The sequence below is a fragment of the Gilliamella sp. CG16 genome, assembly GCF_046635785.1.
In the GTDB taxonomy this organism is placed as follows: Bacteria; Pseudomonadota; Gammaproteobacteria; order Enterobacterales; family Orbaceae; genus Gilliamella; species Gilliamella apicola_I.
Genome location: NZ_JBIDFL010000010.1, coordinates 25,611 through 40,492 on the forward strand (window position 1 = coordinate 25,611; position 14,882 = coordinate 40,492).

The 14,882-nt window shown below is 34.7% G+C and carries 15 protein-coding genes and 2 tRNA genes; 13 read left to right on the top strand and 4 right to left on the bottom strand.

Going from position 1 to position 14,882, the window contains the following annotated elements; all coding sequences use genetic code 11:
* Window positions 1-36 precede the first annotated feature (36 nt).
* Window positions 37-783 (top strand): M15 family metallopeptidase, encoded by a 747-nt coding sequence (locus ACGH47_RS09220; RefSeq protein ID WP_411623279.1) that lies wholly within the window; start codon window positions 37-39, stop codon window positions 781-783.
* Between the two features lie 25 nt (window positions 784-808).
* Here the strand turns inward: ACGH47_RS09220 and ACGH47_RS09225 are convergent, their stop codons facing one another.
* Together ACGH47_RS09225 and ACGH47_RS09230 are read right to left on the bottom strand one after the other, a co-directional pair.
* On the bottom strand, window positions 809-2,110 hold the full coding sequence (locus tag ACGH47_RS09225) for an ATP-binding protein (RefSeq protein WP_267350021.1): 1,302 nt from the start codon (window positions 2,108-2,110) through the stop codon (window positions 809-811).
* 18 nt (window positions 2,111-2,128) lie between these two features.
* Window positions 2,129-2,809, bottom strand: a complete 681-nt coding sequence (locus ACGH47_RS09230) for a response regulator transcription factor (protein WP_065558131.1) — start codon at window positions 2,807-2,809, stop codon at window positions 2,129-2,131.
* 333 nt (window positions 2,810-3,142) lie between these two features.
* Here ACGH47_RS09230 and ACGH47_RS09235 point away from each other — a divergent pair, with 333 nt between their 5' ends.
* From ACGH47_RS09235 to ACGH47_RS09245, 3 genes are all read left to right on the top strand, one after another.
* Window positions 3,143-4,447, top strand: coding sequence for a serine dehydratase subunit alpha family protein (locus tag ACGH47_RS09235; RefSeq protein WP_411623280.1), 1,305 nt, complete (start codon window positions 3,143-3,145; stop codon window positions 4,445-4,447).
* Between the two features lie 124 nt (window positions 4,448-4,571).
* A tRNA-His gene (locus tag ACGH47_RS09240) sits at window positions 4,572-4,647 on the top strand.
* Between the two features lie 26 nt (window positions 4,648-4,673).
* Window positions 4,674-4,750, top strand: a tRNA-Pro gene (locus ACGH47_RS09245).
* Between the two features lie 96 nt (window positions 4,751-4,846).
* Here ACGH47_RS09245 and ACGH47_RS09250 read toward each other — a convergent pair.
* Window positions 4,847-5,707, bottom strand: coding sequence for a hypothetical protein (locus ACGH47_RS09250; RefSeq protein ID WP_267380009.1), 861 nt, complete (start codon window positions 5,705-5,707; stop codon window positions 4,847-4,849).
* Between the two features lie 403 nt (window positions 5,708-6,110).
* On the opposite strand from ACGH47_RS09250, the gene ACGH47_RS09255 reads away from it, so the two are divergent.
* The 9 genes from ACGH47_RS09255 to asd all read left to right on the top strand — a co-directional run bounded on the left by ACGH47_RS09255 (window position 6,111) and on the right by asd (window position 13,566).
* On the top strand, window positions 6,111-6,833 hold the full coding sequence (locus ACGH47_RS09255) for a GntR family transcriptional regulator (protein WP_267380012.1): 723 nt from the start codon (window positions 6,111-6,113) through the stop codon (window positions 6,831-6,833).
* Complete coding sequence (locus ACGH47_RS09260) at window positions 6,830-7,513, top strand: GntR family transcriptional regulator (protein WP_267350013.1); 684 nt, start codon at window positions 6,830-6,832, stop codon at window positions 7,511-7,513. Before ACGH47_RS09255 ends, ACGH47_RS09260 begins: the two co-directional genes overlap by 4 nt.
* A gap of 11 nt (window positions 7,514-7,524) precedes the next feature.
* Window positions 7,525-7,992: a PTS sugar transporter subunit IIB gene (locus tag ACGH47_RS09265; RefSeq protein ID WP_267380015.1), complete on the top strand. Its 468-nt coding sequence runs from the start codon at window positions 7,525-7,527 to the stop codon at window positions 7,990-7,992.
* 17 nt (window positions 7,993-8,009) lie between these two features.
* On the top strand, window positions 8,010-8,846 hold the full coding sequence (locus ACGH47_RS09270) for a PTS mannose/fructose/sorbose/N-acetylgalactosamine transporter subunit IIC (RefSeq protein ID WP_267350010.1): 837 nt from the start codon (window positions 8,010-8,012) through the stop codon (window positions 8,844-8,846).
* Window positions 8,827-9,648 (top strand): PTS system mannose/fructose/sorbose family transporter subunit IID, encoded by an 822-nt coding sequence (locus tag ACGH47_RS09275; protein ID WP_267380018.1) that lies wholly within the window; start codon window positions 8,827-8,829, stop codon window positions 9,646-9,648. Before ACGH47_RS09270 ends, ACGH47_RS09275 begins: the two co-directional genes overlap by 20 nt.
* A gap of 13 nt (window positions 9,649-9,661) precedes the next feature.
* Entirely contained in the window at window positions 9,662-10,747 is a 1,086-nt protein-coding gene (locus ACGH47_RS09280; RefSeq protein WP_411623281.1) for an SIS domain-containing protein, read from the top strand.
* Window positions 10,744-11,742 carry an SIS domain-containing protein gene (locus ACGH47_RS09285; RefSeq protein WP_411623282.1) on the top strand — a complete coding sequence of 333 codons (999 nt, stop codon included), beginning with the start codon at window positions 10,744-10,746 and terminating at the stop codon, window positions 11,740-11,742. The genes ACGH47_RS09280 and ACGH47_RS09285 overlap by 4 nt, the downstream gene beginning before the upstream one ends.
* Window positions 11,743-11,754: 12 nt before the next feature.
* Window positions 11,755-12,189, top strand: a complete 435-nt coding sequence (locus ACGH47_RS09290; RefSeq protein WP_411623283.1) for a PTS sugar transporter subunit IIA — start codon at window positions 11,755-11,757, stop codon at window positions 12,187-12,189.
* Between the two features lie 273 nt (window positions 12,190-12,462).
* Window positions 12,463-13,566: an aspartate-semialdehyde dehydrogenase gene (asd, locus tag ACGH47_RS09295; protein ID WP_411623284.1), complete on the top strand. Its 1,104-nt coding sequence runs from the start codon at window positions 12,463-12,465 to the stop codon at window positions 13,564-13,566.
* Window positions 13,567-13,632: 66 nt separating this feature from the next.
* Here asd and ACGH47_RS09300 read toward each other — a convergent pair whose 3' ends face one another.
* Window positions 13,633-14,862 carry an ROK family protein gene (locus tag ACGH47_RS09300; RefSeq protein WP_267360953.1) on the bottom strand — a complete coding sequence of 410 codons (1,230 nt, stop codon included), beginning with the start codon at window positions 14,860-14,862 and terminating at the stop codon, window positions 13,633-13,635.
* Window positions 14,863-14,882 lie beyond the last annotated feature (20 nt).

Consider the following 14,882-nt stretch of genomic DNA (forward strand, 5'->3'; position numbering starts at 1 on the left):
TGTTTTTCCCTTTATATGGCTAATAGAATATTAATAATGAAAACAAATTCAGCAAAATATATCCATATTTTCTGTTTAACATTAACCCTATTTTTATATTCAACGTTTACTATGGCACAACCTATACCTTTTAACAAACTAATTGGACAGTTTGATGAAAAGATTGACAATAATTTTGTCGCATTAGATTCTACCATGTTACCTGTCAATAAAAAGGGCATGTATCTTCAAAAGGAACCCACTCAGCAGCTTATAAAAGCTTATCAAGCTTTTAAAAAAGCACATCCTGATATTCCGTTTATTATCGTAAGTGCTACACGTAATTACACCTATCAAAACTCAATTTGGCAGCGTAAATGGGATAAATTGTCCAATCAGTTTAATGATCCAGAACAAATTGCTGAAGAAATACTAAAATATTCATCAATGCCCGGTACATCTCGTCATCATTGGGGAACGGATATCGATATTACCAGTGTTTCATCAGATTATTTCAAAAATGATAGAAAGGGTAGAATTTTATATCAATGGCTTCAGGACAATTTACCTAAGTATGGCTTTTGCCAAGCGTTTAACGAAGGAAGAAATGGAGGCTATCAGCCAGAAGAGTGGCATTGGTCCTATAAGCCTATCGCTAGCCAATATATAGCACAATATAAAACACTATTAGAAAATGAACCAAGCACCATCACACAAGTCTTGAATTTCATCGGTCACGATAAAATTGATTTAGAAAGATTAGTGAAAGAATTTGTCTTAACGGTTAATACTGATTGCTATTAATCCGTAAATGAATATGCATGGTTGATTAATGCTTTCGCCAATAAGGTAAGCGAATTGTCACCGTAAGTCCACCATGATCACGGTTTGTTGCTTGAATAGTGCCATTATGCATGGTGAACGTCTTTCTGGCTATTGCAAGACCAAGACCGTAACCCTTACCTAATTGAGGCGATTGAATGCGAACAAACGGTTCAAAAATACTCGATAGTTTATTTGGATCGACACCAGGACCACGATCTTTAACTTCAATTTGTAGGTATTTACCGACTTCTTTTAAAGATACATTAACTTCTTGTCCCGGCTTTGAAAAACGAATTGCATTACGAATAATATTTTCAACTGCACGGCGAATTTGTTCCGAGTTACCTTTAACAATAGAATGAATAATCGCTGATGAAATGAAGTGAACATTTATCGATTGGTGATTCGCTTCATAATTTGCATCATTAATGACCACACGCAATAAATCTTTTAGATCAAAATATTCATCTGTGCGATTATTCATTTCAGCACGTGAATAATTTAATATTTCACCAATAAGTTGATCTAATCGTTCAGATTCTAATTCTATTCTTGCTAATGCGGTATCAATATTTTGCTTATTTTGTTGAGCTAATCCGATGGCTAATTGTAAGCGAGCAAGTGGCGTTCTAAGCTCATGTGATACATCATGCAAAAGAGCTTGGCGGTCTGAGATTAAAATATTGAGTTGTTCAACCATCATATCAAAATCTTTGCCTAATTCGCTAAGCTCATCATGGCGTGGTTTAAGTTTATTGAATAATCTAACCGAGAGATCACCTTGAGAAACTCTGAAAAAGCCTTGCCTTAATAGTTTCATTGGTCTGGTTAAGTTCCAAGCCAAAAAGAGACTAAAGACTAATCCCACACAAATTCCCATTAACACAATTGGCATTGGCATATTAAACAGGGCTTTTTTGACTTGATCGTCTTTGTCTTTATCTTCCCTAAATGAAACCGCATAAAGTGTTCCATCAGGCGCAACTGCTGTACGTTGATAAATATAATTTGGCGGTTCTAATTCATCCGTAATGATATTGATTTGATCGTTTTGAGGAGAAATCAATTTTATTGATAATAAAACTCGCTCGCGTTCAGGCAGATGAGCAACAAAATTTAACGTTTCATTTTCACCTGCTACATGTAATAATTGAGCGATCATATCGACTTTTGTCGGCATATGATTGAGAAATCGTTGGTTTTTATTTTCTATATAATAAGAAAATGCAATCCAGGTTAACTGAAAAGTAAGATAGAAAATCACCCAAAATATAATGAGTATTTTCCAAAATAATCGACGATTCATCTCAAGCCTATTATCACATTAACGGATTCGGTAACCAACAGCTCGAATAGTTTCAATAGTTACTACATTTTGAGCAACTTGATGAAGTTTTTGGCGAATATTACTGATATGCACATCGACGCTACGATCATAAAGTTCACGAGCTCGACCAAGACCTATTTCAGATAACTCTTCTTTAGTGACCACGCGCTCACTGTGTTTTACCAATAATACTAATAAATTAAACTCGGTTGATGTCAAATCTATCACTTGGCCATTCCAAGTGCATAAACGTTGCGGTAAATCTAATACTAAGCCATTAAAATGGTATTTTTTATCATCGACCAACTCAACAGAACGTTCATCAAAACGACGTAAAACAGCACGCAGTCTTGCTAATAATTCGCGTGGATAACAAGGTTTTGGAATATAATCATCTGCGCCCAATTCTAACCCTAAAACACGATCAATATTATCGCCTTTAGCGGTTAACATAATAACAGGCATATTACATTGCTGACGAATACTTTTAAGAACATCAATTCCATTAATATCGGGTAACATTACATCCAAGATTGCAGCTCGATATTTGCCTGATAAGGCTTCTTCAATACCATCTTTACCTAAATAAACACTTTTGATATTAAAGCCTTCATTAGTCAGATACTCACTTAGCATCTGTGATAATTCAATATCATCATCAATTAATAAAATATTTATCATAATCGCCATTATTATATAATTATAGGTAGTTATATTATTGCAATAATAAAAAAAATGTCAGGTAATTTTACTAAAATATTACATATTTTGAACGATTGCTGTTTATTTAATTTACTACCTAATTGTTTAAAAAATGTTAGTTTAGCTATAGCTTTAATCAAAATTTAAATGAAATTGAATAACACTTTATTTTGATTAATCTAATTTGCTATAAAATTGCACTATTATATAGAGATTGTGTCATATCATCATTCAAATATAGCTTAAGATATAATAAAATATTGATAAATAAATTGTTAAATTTTCAACTAATAACATTAAGATTGATGAATGGAAGAATCTAAACAGCAAACACAATGGCAAGCATTAATTCAATTAATAAAACATGAAGTTTTACCAGCACTTGGTTGCACTGAACCTATTTCTTTGGCATTTGCTTCAGCGGTTGCTTGTCAATATCTTGACAAAAATAACATAAAAAAAATTGAAGCTTATGTTTCGCCAAATTTAATGAAAAACGGAATGGGTGTCACTGTTCCTGGTACCGGTATGGTTGGCTTACCTATTGCCGCTGCGATTGGTGCAATAGGCGGTGATGCAGATGCTGGGCTTGAAGTGTTAAAAAACATCACTTCAACGCAAATTATACAAGCAAAAGAAATGCTCACTAATGGTAAGGTACGTGTTCAAATTGCAGATAATCATAAAGCAATTTATGCAGAGGCTAATGTTTACACTGAAACAGATCATGTCAAAGTCTGTATTGAAAACACGCATACTCATTTGATATTAATTGAAAAAAATGGTGATCTTCTTTACCAAACCGATTCAGTTAATCAAGCGTTATCTCACGATGATCTTATCATAAAGCAAATGACGGTTAGATTAATCTATGAGTTTGCCAGCTATGCTAATTTTGACGATATAAAATTTATTTTAGAGGCAGCAAAATTAAACGATGCTTTATCTGAAGAAGGATTAAAACAGGCTTATGGTTTAAGTATTGCGACCACTTTACGTGAGTATACTAAAAATGGATTAATGGCAGATGATTTATTATCTAAAGTAATTATTCGTACAACTGCAGCATCTGATGCTCGAATGGGCGGTGCAACATTGCCTGCGATGAGCAATTCAGGTTCAGGCAATCAAGGTATTACAGCGACCATGCCAGTTGTTGTGGTGGCTGAACATTTAAAAGTCACGCAAGAGCAATTAGCCAGAGCGCTTATTCTATCGCATACCATTGCAATTTATATACATAGTAAATATCCGCCGTTATCTGCGCTTTGTGCCGCTTCAACCGCTGCTATGGGGGCAGCGGCAGGAATGGCATGGTTACTAGGCAAAGGTGAGTATGAACCGGTAGATATGGCAATTTGTAGTATGATTGGTGATTTATCTGGTATTATTTGTGATGGTGCATCTAATAGTTGTGCTATGAAAGTTTCGACATCCGTATCCTCTGCCTATAAAGCGGTATTAATGGCTTTGAGTCGTATTCGGGTAACGGGTAAGGAAGGGATTGTGTGTGATAGTGTTGAAACATCAATTAATAATTTAGGGGCAATTGTCAGTAACAGCATGAAAGCTACCGACACACAAATTATTCATATTATGTCTCACAAAGCATAAATTTTTCAAATATTTTAGTGAGTTAAACACTGTTGCGGTTTTTATATAACCAATTGGTCAATTTTTTTAAAAATATACTGGACAATATTATTTTTTATGCGTAATATTTCGTCCTACTTCAGCGGTGGCTATAGCTCAGTTGGTAGAGCCCTGGATTGTGATTCCAGTTGTCGTGGGTTCGAGTCCCATTAGCCACCCCATTTATGCCATGCATAAGTAAATCTAACGGCGAGTAGCGCAGCTTGGTAGCGCAACTGGTTTGGGACCAGTGGGTCGGAGGTTCGAATCCTCTCTCGCCGACCAATTTAGATATAAAAACCGACTTATTTAAGTGGGTTTTTTTATTATCTGCGTTTTAGTAAAATAAGGACTAATATGCGGTTTTCGTCCAATAATAGATTAATTACTCGATTCTGTTTTAAACGGTTTAATCCATAATTTTTTATTTTTGAAATCTATTTTAATTAAATGACTTTGTAGTACATCAATACCTAAAAGCCCATCTGATTGGAATTCAGGTGGAAGAGAATCGAGAATAATCGCTTCCACTTTATCCGATGAAACGTAGCTCACACCAAGTTCAACAAATTGATAATCACTATTTTCATCCTTAATTTTAATTGATTGAGGTGAAAGGGATTGAGCTTTAATCATAGATAAGCTTGCTCCGGTATCTAATATCATTTGGTAATTTTTATAATCATCTGACATTTCAATAACTAAACCTTCATCCATTAAACGGAAAGGTAATTCAACCCATGTGTTATCTAAACTTAAATTTATATCGTCTGAAATAATAATTTCACTTTTAGGAAAATTTAAGGTTAAAACATATTGATCAAATAAACCTAATCCAATAGCAGGGAAATCATCACTTTCTTCTTTTTCATTGTTACTTGATATGGCTAAACCCCATGGTTTATATTCAATAACATTAACTTTTTTAAATATTAGCGAATTGATGACTAAATTATTCGCAATAAAAGATCTTGTTATATTTATATTACCTGATAAATCAATACTTTTTTTGTTTTCAGAAAGTTCAATTTTATCAACGATATTATTAATAAAATCTAATGGTAAATATAATCCTTCTTTACCACCTGTGTCTAAGGTAACCTCAATATCTTTACCATCAATGTTTAAGTTCAGATGAGGAATATTAAGCTTTCCATCAAAATTTATTTTCCAAACAAACTCATCACTTTTGGCTAATGCACTAAATAAACATAGAATTAAGAAAATTATTTTTTTAATCATCCTTTTCCCCTTATTAAAGCAATGATAAAACAGATTATCCTATCGGCATATTTTATAATGTTAAAAAATAGTCATTTCTGCACAAAATTCTTCATCATACTTATGTTTATATAATAAATTCATGAACTTTATAACACAATCATTTCTATTTATTATTTAAAGTATCACCTATCTCATCTTAATTATCCGTAGTTTTTCAATTTTAATGATTCAACATATTCGTTAATGCATATTACGAGTTATTATCTTGATTTTATGTCGATAATAAAAAATATTGTGATCATGACAACACTTTTGGTACTTAAAATTGACGGCATGTATTTTTTTAGATAATTTTTAATCAGTAATTGGTTGTTAAAGATATATCTATTGGATAAAAAAGCCCAAATAGGGAGCGTGATCTTTGGAATACCGTGATATTGCAGTCAAGACAGAAGTCGAAGAACAAATTAAAGCAAATCCTAAAATTATCAGTCAAATAAAGACAGAAAGAGGGCTTGCCGAATATTTTAGGGTAAGTCGAACGACAGTTAGAAGAGCATTAAATGATTTAAGGATGGAAGGTAATGTTTTTCAGGAAGATCACCATTTCCCTAATCATACTGTCTTTGAAATGAATATGCTAAAAATGTCTTCGTTTACTGAAGAGTGCCAAAAAGAAGATGATGTTCATATTAAAATTAAAGTACTCTCCAATGATATCATCCCAATGCCTGCCGAATTAAAGACCTTTTTTAAATCAAATCAGCAATTAATCAGAATAGTAAGACAACGTTTATTGAATGAATCTCCGTTATCTTATGAAATCAGTTATCTTTCTTCCCAAAAATTTAAAGATTTAGCCAAACAAGATTTGAATGATGTTTCCCTTTATGAATATTTAAAAACACATTTTCATGTTATACCCAGTCATGGTCGAGAAGAGATCGCATACGAAGTCGCTCTCGACGATAAAGCCAAATATTTAGCAATTACTGAAGGCACACCTATCTATAAAGTATCAAGTTACAGTTATGATCATGACTTTGAACCGTTTGAACACACCGACCAGTACTTAATTGGTAATCGATTTAAATATCACTTATCTGCAAAAAATATCTTTAATTATCAGGAAGAATATAAATGAAGTTATTTGAAAAATTAGCACTCCAATTAATGGAGCAGATAAGTACAGGACAATATAGTGTGGGTGCAGAGTTACCGCCAGAAGGTCAGCTGCAAAAAGATTATGAAGTCAGTCGAACCACAGTCCGTAAAGCGATTGATCGTTTAGTTGAAAAAAATATGGTGGTCAGAAAGAAAGGGGTTGGATTATTTGTCGCTCCTACACTTTCAACTCAAACGATTTTAGAAATGACAGGCATAATTAAACCTCAAGCTTATTCAAATCATAAAAAGCAGATCAAAGAAGCCTATCTCAGGCAAGCAGGTTGTTATTACAGCCAATTATTAAAAATAAAATCAACGGAACTTATCTACTTTATTGGTTTTTTGGAGATAGCAACAAATAGCGTAACGAAAACCATTTTTTTGCTACCGTTAACTAATTTTCCAGACTTTCAGCTTTCCATTATCAAGGTACTATCAGCACTTGAAATCATTAATTCGGGAAAGAAAAAAGTCGATAAATTAGAGCAAGATTTGCAATTGATGGTAGCCAATGCTGAACTTTCCAAACAATTACGTATCAATATTAACGCCCCATTTTTTAAAATAACTAATCACTATTTTGATATTAATAACGAACCGATTGCGCTTGAGTACAAGTTTGCTAGTAATACTAAATATGTGGTCGATTTCACCTAGGAGGTATATCAATGATTAAATTATTACGTGTAGATCACCGTTTATTACATGGCCAGGTAGTTGTTTCATGGTTCGAAAATGTTGGTGCAAATACTATTTTAGTGGCTAATGATGTCGTGGCTAATGACGAATTACGTAAATCTGCTATTCGTTTAGCTAAACCAGAAAACGCAAAATTAGTGATGAAGTCAATTGATGACAGTATTGAGGCGATCAATTCAGGCGTAACAGATAAATATCAAATGTTAATTGTCGTTGAATCCGTTGCAGATGCTGAAAAACTCATTCGAGCCACGCACGGAAAAGTCTGTAGCCTAAATTTAGGTGGTACAAAACCTCGAGAAGGGACAAAAAATTACTCTAAAACAATTAATTTAACTGATACTGAGGCGGATTTATTAACAGGATTACAACAAGACGGCATTGAGATCTATATTCAACAAGTCCCAAGCGAATCAAAGCAAAAATTTGAAAAATAGTTAAGAGGGACAAAAATATGAGTATCGAATTAACAGCTGTTGTTCTAGCTTTGATTGCGATGTTAGCCAATGGTGAATACTTATTAGGTTCATCAATGTTATCCAGACCACTTGTTACTTGTACTTTAGCTGGTTTAGTCATGGGCGACATCACACAAGGTATTGTTATTGGTGCTACATTAGAACTCGCATTTGTCGGTTCGTTTTCTATTGGCGCTTCTATTCCACCCGAAATTATATCAGGCAGTATATTGGGTACCGCTTTCGCCATTGGGGCTGGTAAAAGCACCGAAATTGCTTTGGCGTTAGGTATTCCTATTGCGTCATTAGTTTTATTGGTTAAAAACTTATGTTTTCTTTTTATTCTTCCTTATTTTGTTCATAAAGCAGATAAATACGCCAGTGAAGGCAATGGTAAAGGTATGGATCGAATGAATTTATTAGGTGGATTCTTTTCAATCAATCTGCCAATCGGTTTAGTCGTAGGACTTTCTTATCTATTTGGCAGTTCTGCGGTGAATGGTCTATTGGAAATGATACCTAAATTTATTATTGATGGATTAGGTATTGCAACTGGCTTACTACCGGCATTTGGATTTGCGATGTTAATGAAAATCATGATTAAAAAGAGCAATGTAACATTCTTTATTTTTGGTTTTGCACTTGCCGTTTATATGAAAGTACCCGTCACCGGTGTGGCTATCTTTGGGGGATGTCTTGCGCTCATTTTGACGGGGTATTCGGCATTTAATGGCAAAAAGATGATAACAGAAGAAAGCGGGCAAAAACTCAGCACCAATACAGGCAATACGGTAGCTGCACAGGAGATAGATTATGAAAATGAAGAGTTCTAAACTAATAACCAATAAGGAGTTATCCAGAACGTTTTGGCGTTCATTTACCGCTGAATGGTCATGGAATTATGAACGACAAATGAACTTAGGCTATTCCTATGCGATGCGACCAGCTTTAGATAAGATTTACAGTCATAATAAAATCGAACTCACTGATGCCTATCAACGACATTTAGAATTTTATAACGTCACACCATGGTTAATCACCTTTCCACTAGGTATTTGTATTGCCATGGAAGAACAAAATGCCACCGATAATGATTTTGATAAAAGTGCCATCAACGATGTCAAAATTGCACTAATGGGACCTTTAAGTGGTCTGGGGGATTCGTTCTTTTGGGGAACATTACGCGTTATTGCAACAGGTATTGGTACCTCTTTAGCACTGGAAGGTAATATTCTAGGTCCACTTCTTTTTTTACTTATCTTTAACGTACCTGCCATTTTAGCCCGTTATTTTGGTTTACTTATAGGCTATAACATTGGCGCATCTTTTATTGAAAAGGTTCAAAAGACAGGTTTAATGGATAAGTTATCCTATGGAGCATCAGTGTTAGGGCTATGTGTGGTTGGCGCCATGGTTGCTACTATGGTGACATTAAATATGCCGTTAAAAATTGGGTCTGGCGATGATTCAGCCTCACTACAAGATATCTTCAATGGAATTGTACCGCAAATTTTGCCTTTGATGTTTACGCTATTCATCTTCATGTTAGTCAAAAAAGGGATTAAAGCGCATTGGATACTTCTACTTATTGCCACAATCGGGATTTTAGGGGCATGGAGTGGATTATTGGGATAATTAGGAAATAAAAATGAAAAGTATCGCAGACTATGTCGCCTTAGAGCCAGAATTTTATCAAAGAATATTAGATCATTATCAATCGTTATTTGCTGATCAGATTGATTTAAATACTGAAAAGTCACTTCAATCGATTGTTATTTTTGCTACAGGATCGAGTGCCAACGCCGCTTATGGTGCCAGACCATTGATGAGTAAAATATTAAAAATCCCTGTTTATATTGAAGATCCTTCCATGGCAGCAAACTACTTACACTATAATGACGCTAATACGCTCTATTTTGCCATATCACAAGGTGGGGAAAGCTATTCCACCATTCATTTGGTTGAACAATTTATTAAAAAAAATCTTACTATTTATACCCTTACTAGCAATTCTAACAGTCCGATATATAACATCAGCAATCATGTTTTATCAATGGGGATGCCAGTTGAAGAAATGCCCTATGTGAGTGCTGGCTATAGTGTCATTATTCTTGATTTAATGTTGATTGCCTTAATTATTGGTCAAAAAACAGGGTGTTTGGATAAGCAACAATTTGAAAGTTATCTTAAACAAATACAGGATGTTACGACATCATTGCCACAAGTTATCCTACAATCACAATCATGGGTAAATCATCATCTCAGAAAATTTAATCACGCTAAACGAGTGATTTTTATTGGCTATGGTGCAACTTATGGTGTCGCTCGTGAAGGAGAAACTAAATTCACCGAAACGGTTCGTAACACGGCGTTCGGAAAAGAATTGGAAGAGTACATGCATGGCCCTTATCTCGGCTTACATCCTGATGATTACATCATATTTATTGAACCAAAAGGGTTATTAGAAGCAAGAGCCGTAGCATTAAAAACCTTTTTGAATCGCTATGTAAAACAGGTAATAACCCTATATGCACAGCACTCGCATTCTATTACTGAGCACGATCTAAACTTTGATATCCATTGTGATGAATTATTAACATCATTATTTATGACTATTCCTATTCATCTACTCAGTTACCAGCTATCCCAGTTAAAGGGTCATAATCTAGAAAAATCAACATATCCAGAATTTGATGAAATTACTAAATCCAAAATTAAGAGGGTCACCGTATGAGAAAATTTGACGAACAAAAAGAGCTTAACAGTATGAATGGCGCATTAAAATTACGTCCGTTTATTAATCAGTTTATTGATCAGATTCATGAACGAGGTTATCGTAATATCTGTTGGTTAGGCATTGGTGGCACTTATGCTTCATCAATGCAAGCCGTCGTTCATATGAAAGAAAAATCTGCACTAGAAACTTTTGTGCAACATGCTGCGGAATATTTGGTAACTGGCAATAAGCGAATAACCAAAGATTCTTTAATAATCATCTCCTCAGTGACTGGCTCAACACAAGAAGTCGTTGAGGCTATCGATAAAATTCAAAAAGAAGTCGGCTCAACGGTATTAGCCTTTTTAGATAATGCTGATTCACCATTAGGTAAAATGGTAGATCACGTTATTTCTTATCCGATGAATGAACAGTTAAAATTCTTTATGACCGCAGACAGATTGATGTATTTAGCCTGTGAATTTCCAGACTATGATGAATTTTATCAACAAATGGATCAACATTTTGCCAAAAATATTGTTGCTGTTGCCAAAAAAGCCGATGCCTTTGGGCAAGAAGTTGCGCAAAAACATCACGATGATGCCATGCATTACTTTGTTGGAGCAGGTAATCAATGGGGAGCAACCTATTCACACGCTATGTGTTATTGGGAAGAACAGCATTGGTTACGTTCAAAATCAATCGAATCTGCTGAATTTTTTCATGGAACATTAGAAATTATAGACAGGGATACGGCTGTTACTGTTTACGTTGGTGAAGATAGTCAGCGCTCACTTAGTGAAAGAGTAGCTAGATTTTTACCACAAATTTGCGCTAATTACACCATAATCGATACTAAAGATTATGAATTGCCGGGTATTTCGGAAAAATATCGGGGGCACTTATCTCCATTTGTTTTTCGTGCTATTAATAACCGAATTGATGCTTATGTTGAACACCTCAATCGTCATCCAATGTCAATCCGTCGTTATTATCGTTGCTTAGATTACTAAAAGGAGTCGTGCATGATTGCAGTATTAGTAAGTACTCACGGCACAATGGCTAACAGTTTAATTGAAGCAGCTGAAATGATATGCGGTAAGCAAACTCAATGTGAAGCTGTTTCCTTTTTAATGGGACAATCACTAGATGATTTTCAACAGCAAATTGAACAAAAGTTAGCAATGTTAACTAAATCGGGATCAGCCATTTTATGCTTAGTTGATTTAAAAGGCGGTACGCCTTTTAATACCCTAATTAAACTGATCCCAAATTACCCGATGATGGAAATTATCACTGGCGTTAATATTCCAATGCTATTAACCACATTTATGCTTAGAACGGATAAAAATGATCTAATTGATTTATTGCCAGAAGTCATCGAATCATCAGTACAAGGTATTGAGCGATATAATTTAATTTCAATTAGTAACAATAATATTCAAGATGAGGAATTTTAATTATATGATTAAAAAATAATAATTGAGGCAAATCTATTTTAGTATGCTAAAAATATATTTGCCTTAACTCATTGCTACCTTTTCAAGTTGGTTATAATTAAAATATCTTTATTCTTCATATAAATGTATTCATCTCAAAACGAGTTTAATATAACACTGTGTTATTATTTTAAAACCTACAAAAATAATTCTTATCTTGCTTGTTTTATGATGATATTTTGCTTTAATAGTAAAAAAGTCTCTTGGTATAACATCTACTTTTGGAAATAAAATATGAAAAATGTTGGTTTTGTTGGATGGCGTGGAATGGTGGGGTCGGTTCTGATGCAACGTATGGTTGAAGAACACGATTTTGATTATATTAATCCTATTTTCTTTTCGACTTCACAAGCAGGGCAAGCTGCACCTAGTTTTGGCGGTAAAACAGGAACATTGCAAAATGCTGATAATATTGAAGCATTAAAGGCGTTAGATATTATCGTGACTTGTCAAGGTGGAGATTATACTTCCGAAATTTATGCAAAATTACGTGCTTCGGGGTGGCAAGGATATTGGATTGATGCCGCATCTACATTGCGTATGGAAGATGACGCCATTATCGTATTAGATCCTGTCAATAAAGCGAATATTCAAACTGCATTGGACAAAGGTATTAAAACGTTTGTCGGCGGGAATTGCACAGTCAGTTTAATGTTAATGTCACTGGGTGGCTTATTTGCTGAAAATTTGATTGATTGGGTGTCGGTATCAACTTATCAAGCGGCTTCTGGTGGTGGTGCTCGCCATATGCGTGAACTTTTAACGCAAATGGGGATGTTAAATGCCGAAGTTGCCAAAGAACTACAAGATCCTCACTCTTCAATTTTAGAGATTGAACGTAAAGTAACCCAAAAAATGCGTGATGGAAGTTTGCCAACCGATAATTTTGGTGTACCACTTGCTGGGAGTTTAATTCCTTGGATCGATAAAGCATTGGATAATGGACAAAGTAAAGAAGAGTGGAAAGGGCAAGCTGAAACCAACAAAATATTAGGTACCAATCAAATTATTCCTGTAGATGGACTATGTATTCGTATTGGTGCTTTGCGCTGTCATAGTCAGGCATTTACCATCAAGCTGAAAAAAGACATTAGCGTGCCGGAAATTGAAAAATTACTTGCTGCACATAATGATTGGGTAAAAGTGATACCCAATGATCGAGAATTATCAATGAGAGAGTTAACCCCAGCAGCCGTTACTGGTACATTAACCACTCCTGTTGGTCGTTTGCGTAAACTAAATATGGGTAAAGACTATTTATCAGCATTTACCGTTGGGGATCAGTTATTGTGGGGGGCCGCAGAACCGTTACGAAGGATGTTACGCATCATAGCATAATGGTTAATCGATGGCATGATAAAACAGCTCGATTTTTTCGGGCTGTTTTTGAACTTAAAAAGTTATTTATGCTACATCATGTTCGAGCAAAATCATCAAAAGTGATCCATTAAATAACGCTTGTTGCACTAAAGCAAATGCACCAATTGCCGAGCGGTCATTGAGTGAAGAGCAGTTGATTGAAAGATTCTTTCTTAAATCTTCTAAACTCAGTGAGTTTAAAGCGCTAGTTACTGTATCTAAAAGTATTTCTGTCGCTTTGGTGAGTTCACCTGCTAATACAATTCGTTGTGGGTTAAAAATATTGACCATAATAGCTACTGCTCGACCTAGATTTTCGCCTGCATCTTTGACTAACTTAATGGCAAGCTCATCCCCTTGATTGGCTAATTGGCAAATGTTGACGATATCACAACAATCTTTTGTTAATTTAGTCGTATAACCTTGATCAATCATCTGTTTTGCTCGTCGTTCAATGGCATCATTAACAACTCGGTTTTCCAAACAACCAAAATTACCACAATGACAGCGTTCACCTAACGCATCGACTTGAATATGTCCCACTTCGCAAGCACTTTGATTATGGTTAGTCAGTAATTGTTGATTGACAATAACACCTGATCCAACACCACGATGAACACGAATCAAGATTGAATCATCGACATCTTGCGTTGAACCAAAATAATTTTCGGCTAATGCTAGACTTTGGATATCATTACCTAAAAAAATAGAAACATTAAATTGTTTCTGCAATATATCGGCTAAAGGCCATGCTTTAACTTGAATATGAGGTGTATATCGAACAATTCCTCTTACAGAATCAATCAATCCAGGTAAAACCACCGATATAGCAATAAGATGCTTAATCTTTTTACTATTTTTTTGAATAAATTGTTCAATTAATGTAATCAAATATTCTTGTGCTTGTTGCTGTATAAAAACGGTAAGAGGATACACTTCAGAAACTAAGCTGTTTGCTCCAAGATCATAGAGTTCAATGGTGACATGCGAACGACTTAATTGAATAGCAATGGCTTGATAATAATCAAACTTGGCTTGAATGGAAACAGCTGGTCTTCCGCCAGTTGATTGCTGGGCATCAACTTCTTTTATAAGTTTATTCTTAAGTAGCTGTCGGGTAATTTTGGTAATGCTGGCTGGGGCTAAATGACTGATTTCGGCTAACTGGATACGAGAAATGGGAGCTTGCTGAACAATTAAACGATAAATCATAGCATAATTTAATTGTTTAATTAGTTCAGCATTTCCAACTAAATTCAGATAATTAAATGTCATATGTTGTCTCAATAATCATT

Bases quoted from the DNA above. Each gene is read 5' to 3' on its own strand.
- ACGH47_RS09220 (WP_411623279.1), top strand. From the start codon at position 37: ATGAAAACAAATTCAGCAAAATATATCCATATTTTCTGTTTAACATTA.
- ACGH47_RS09225 (WP_267350021.1), bottom strand. From the start codon at position 2,110: ATGAATCGTCGATTATTTTGGAAAATACTCATTATATTTTGGGTGATT.
- ACGH47_RS09235 (WP_411623280.1), top strand. From the start codon at position 3,143: ATGGAAGAATCTAAACAGCAAACACAATGGCAAGCATTAATTCAATTA.
- ACGH47_RS09250 (WP_267380009.1), bottom strand. From the start codon at position 5,707: ATGATTAAAAAAATAATTTTCTTAATTCTATGTTTATTTAGTGCATTA.
- ACGH47_RS09260 (WP_267350013.1), top strand. From the start codon at position 6,830: ATGAAGTTATTTGAAAAATTAGCACTCCAATTAATGGAGCAGATAAGT.
- ACGH47_RS09265 (WP_267380015.1), top strand. From the start codon at position 7,525: ATGATTAAATTATTACGTGTAGATCACCGTTTATTACATGGCCAGGTA.
- ACGH47_RS09270 (WP_267350010.1), top strand. From the start codon at position 8,010: ATGAGTATCGAATTAACAGCTGTTGTTCTAGCTTTGATTGCGATGTTA.
- ACGH47_RS09275 (WP_267380018.1), top strand. From the start codon at position 8,827: ATGAAAATGAAGAGTTCTAAACTAATAACCAATAAGGAGTTATCCAGA.
- ACGH47_RS09280 (WP_411623281.1), top strand. From the start codon at position 9,662: ATGAAAAGTATCGCAGACTATGTCGCCTTAGAGCCAGAATTTTATCAA.
- ACGH47_RS09285 (WP_411623282.1), top strand. From the start codon at position 10,744: ATGAGAAAATTTGACGAACAAAAAGAGCTTAACAGTATGAATGGCGCA.
- ACGH47_RS09290 (WP_411623283.1), top strand. From the start codon at position 11,755: ATGATTGCAGTATTAGTAAGTACTCACGGCACAATGGCTAACAGTTTA.
- asd (WP_411623284.1), top strand. From the start codon at position 12,463: ATGAAAAATGTTGGTTTTGTTGGATGGCGTGGAATGGTGGGGTCGGTT.
- ACGH47_RS09300 (WP_267360953.1), bottom strand. From the start codon at position 14,862: ATGACATTTAATTATCTGAATTTAGTTGGAAATGCTGAACTAATTAAA.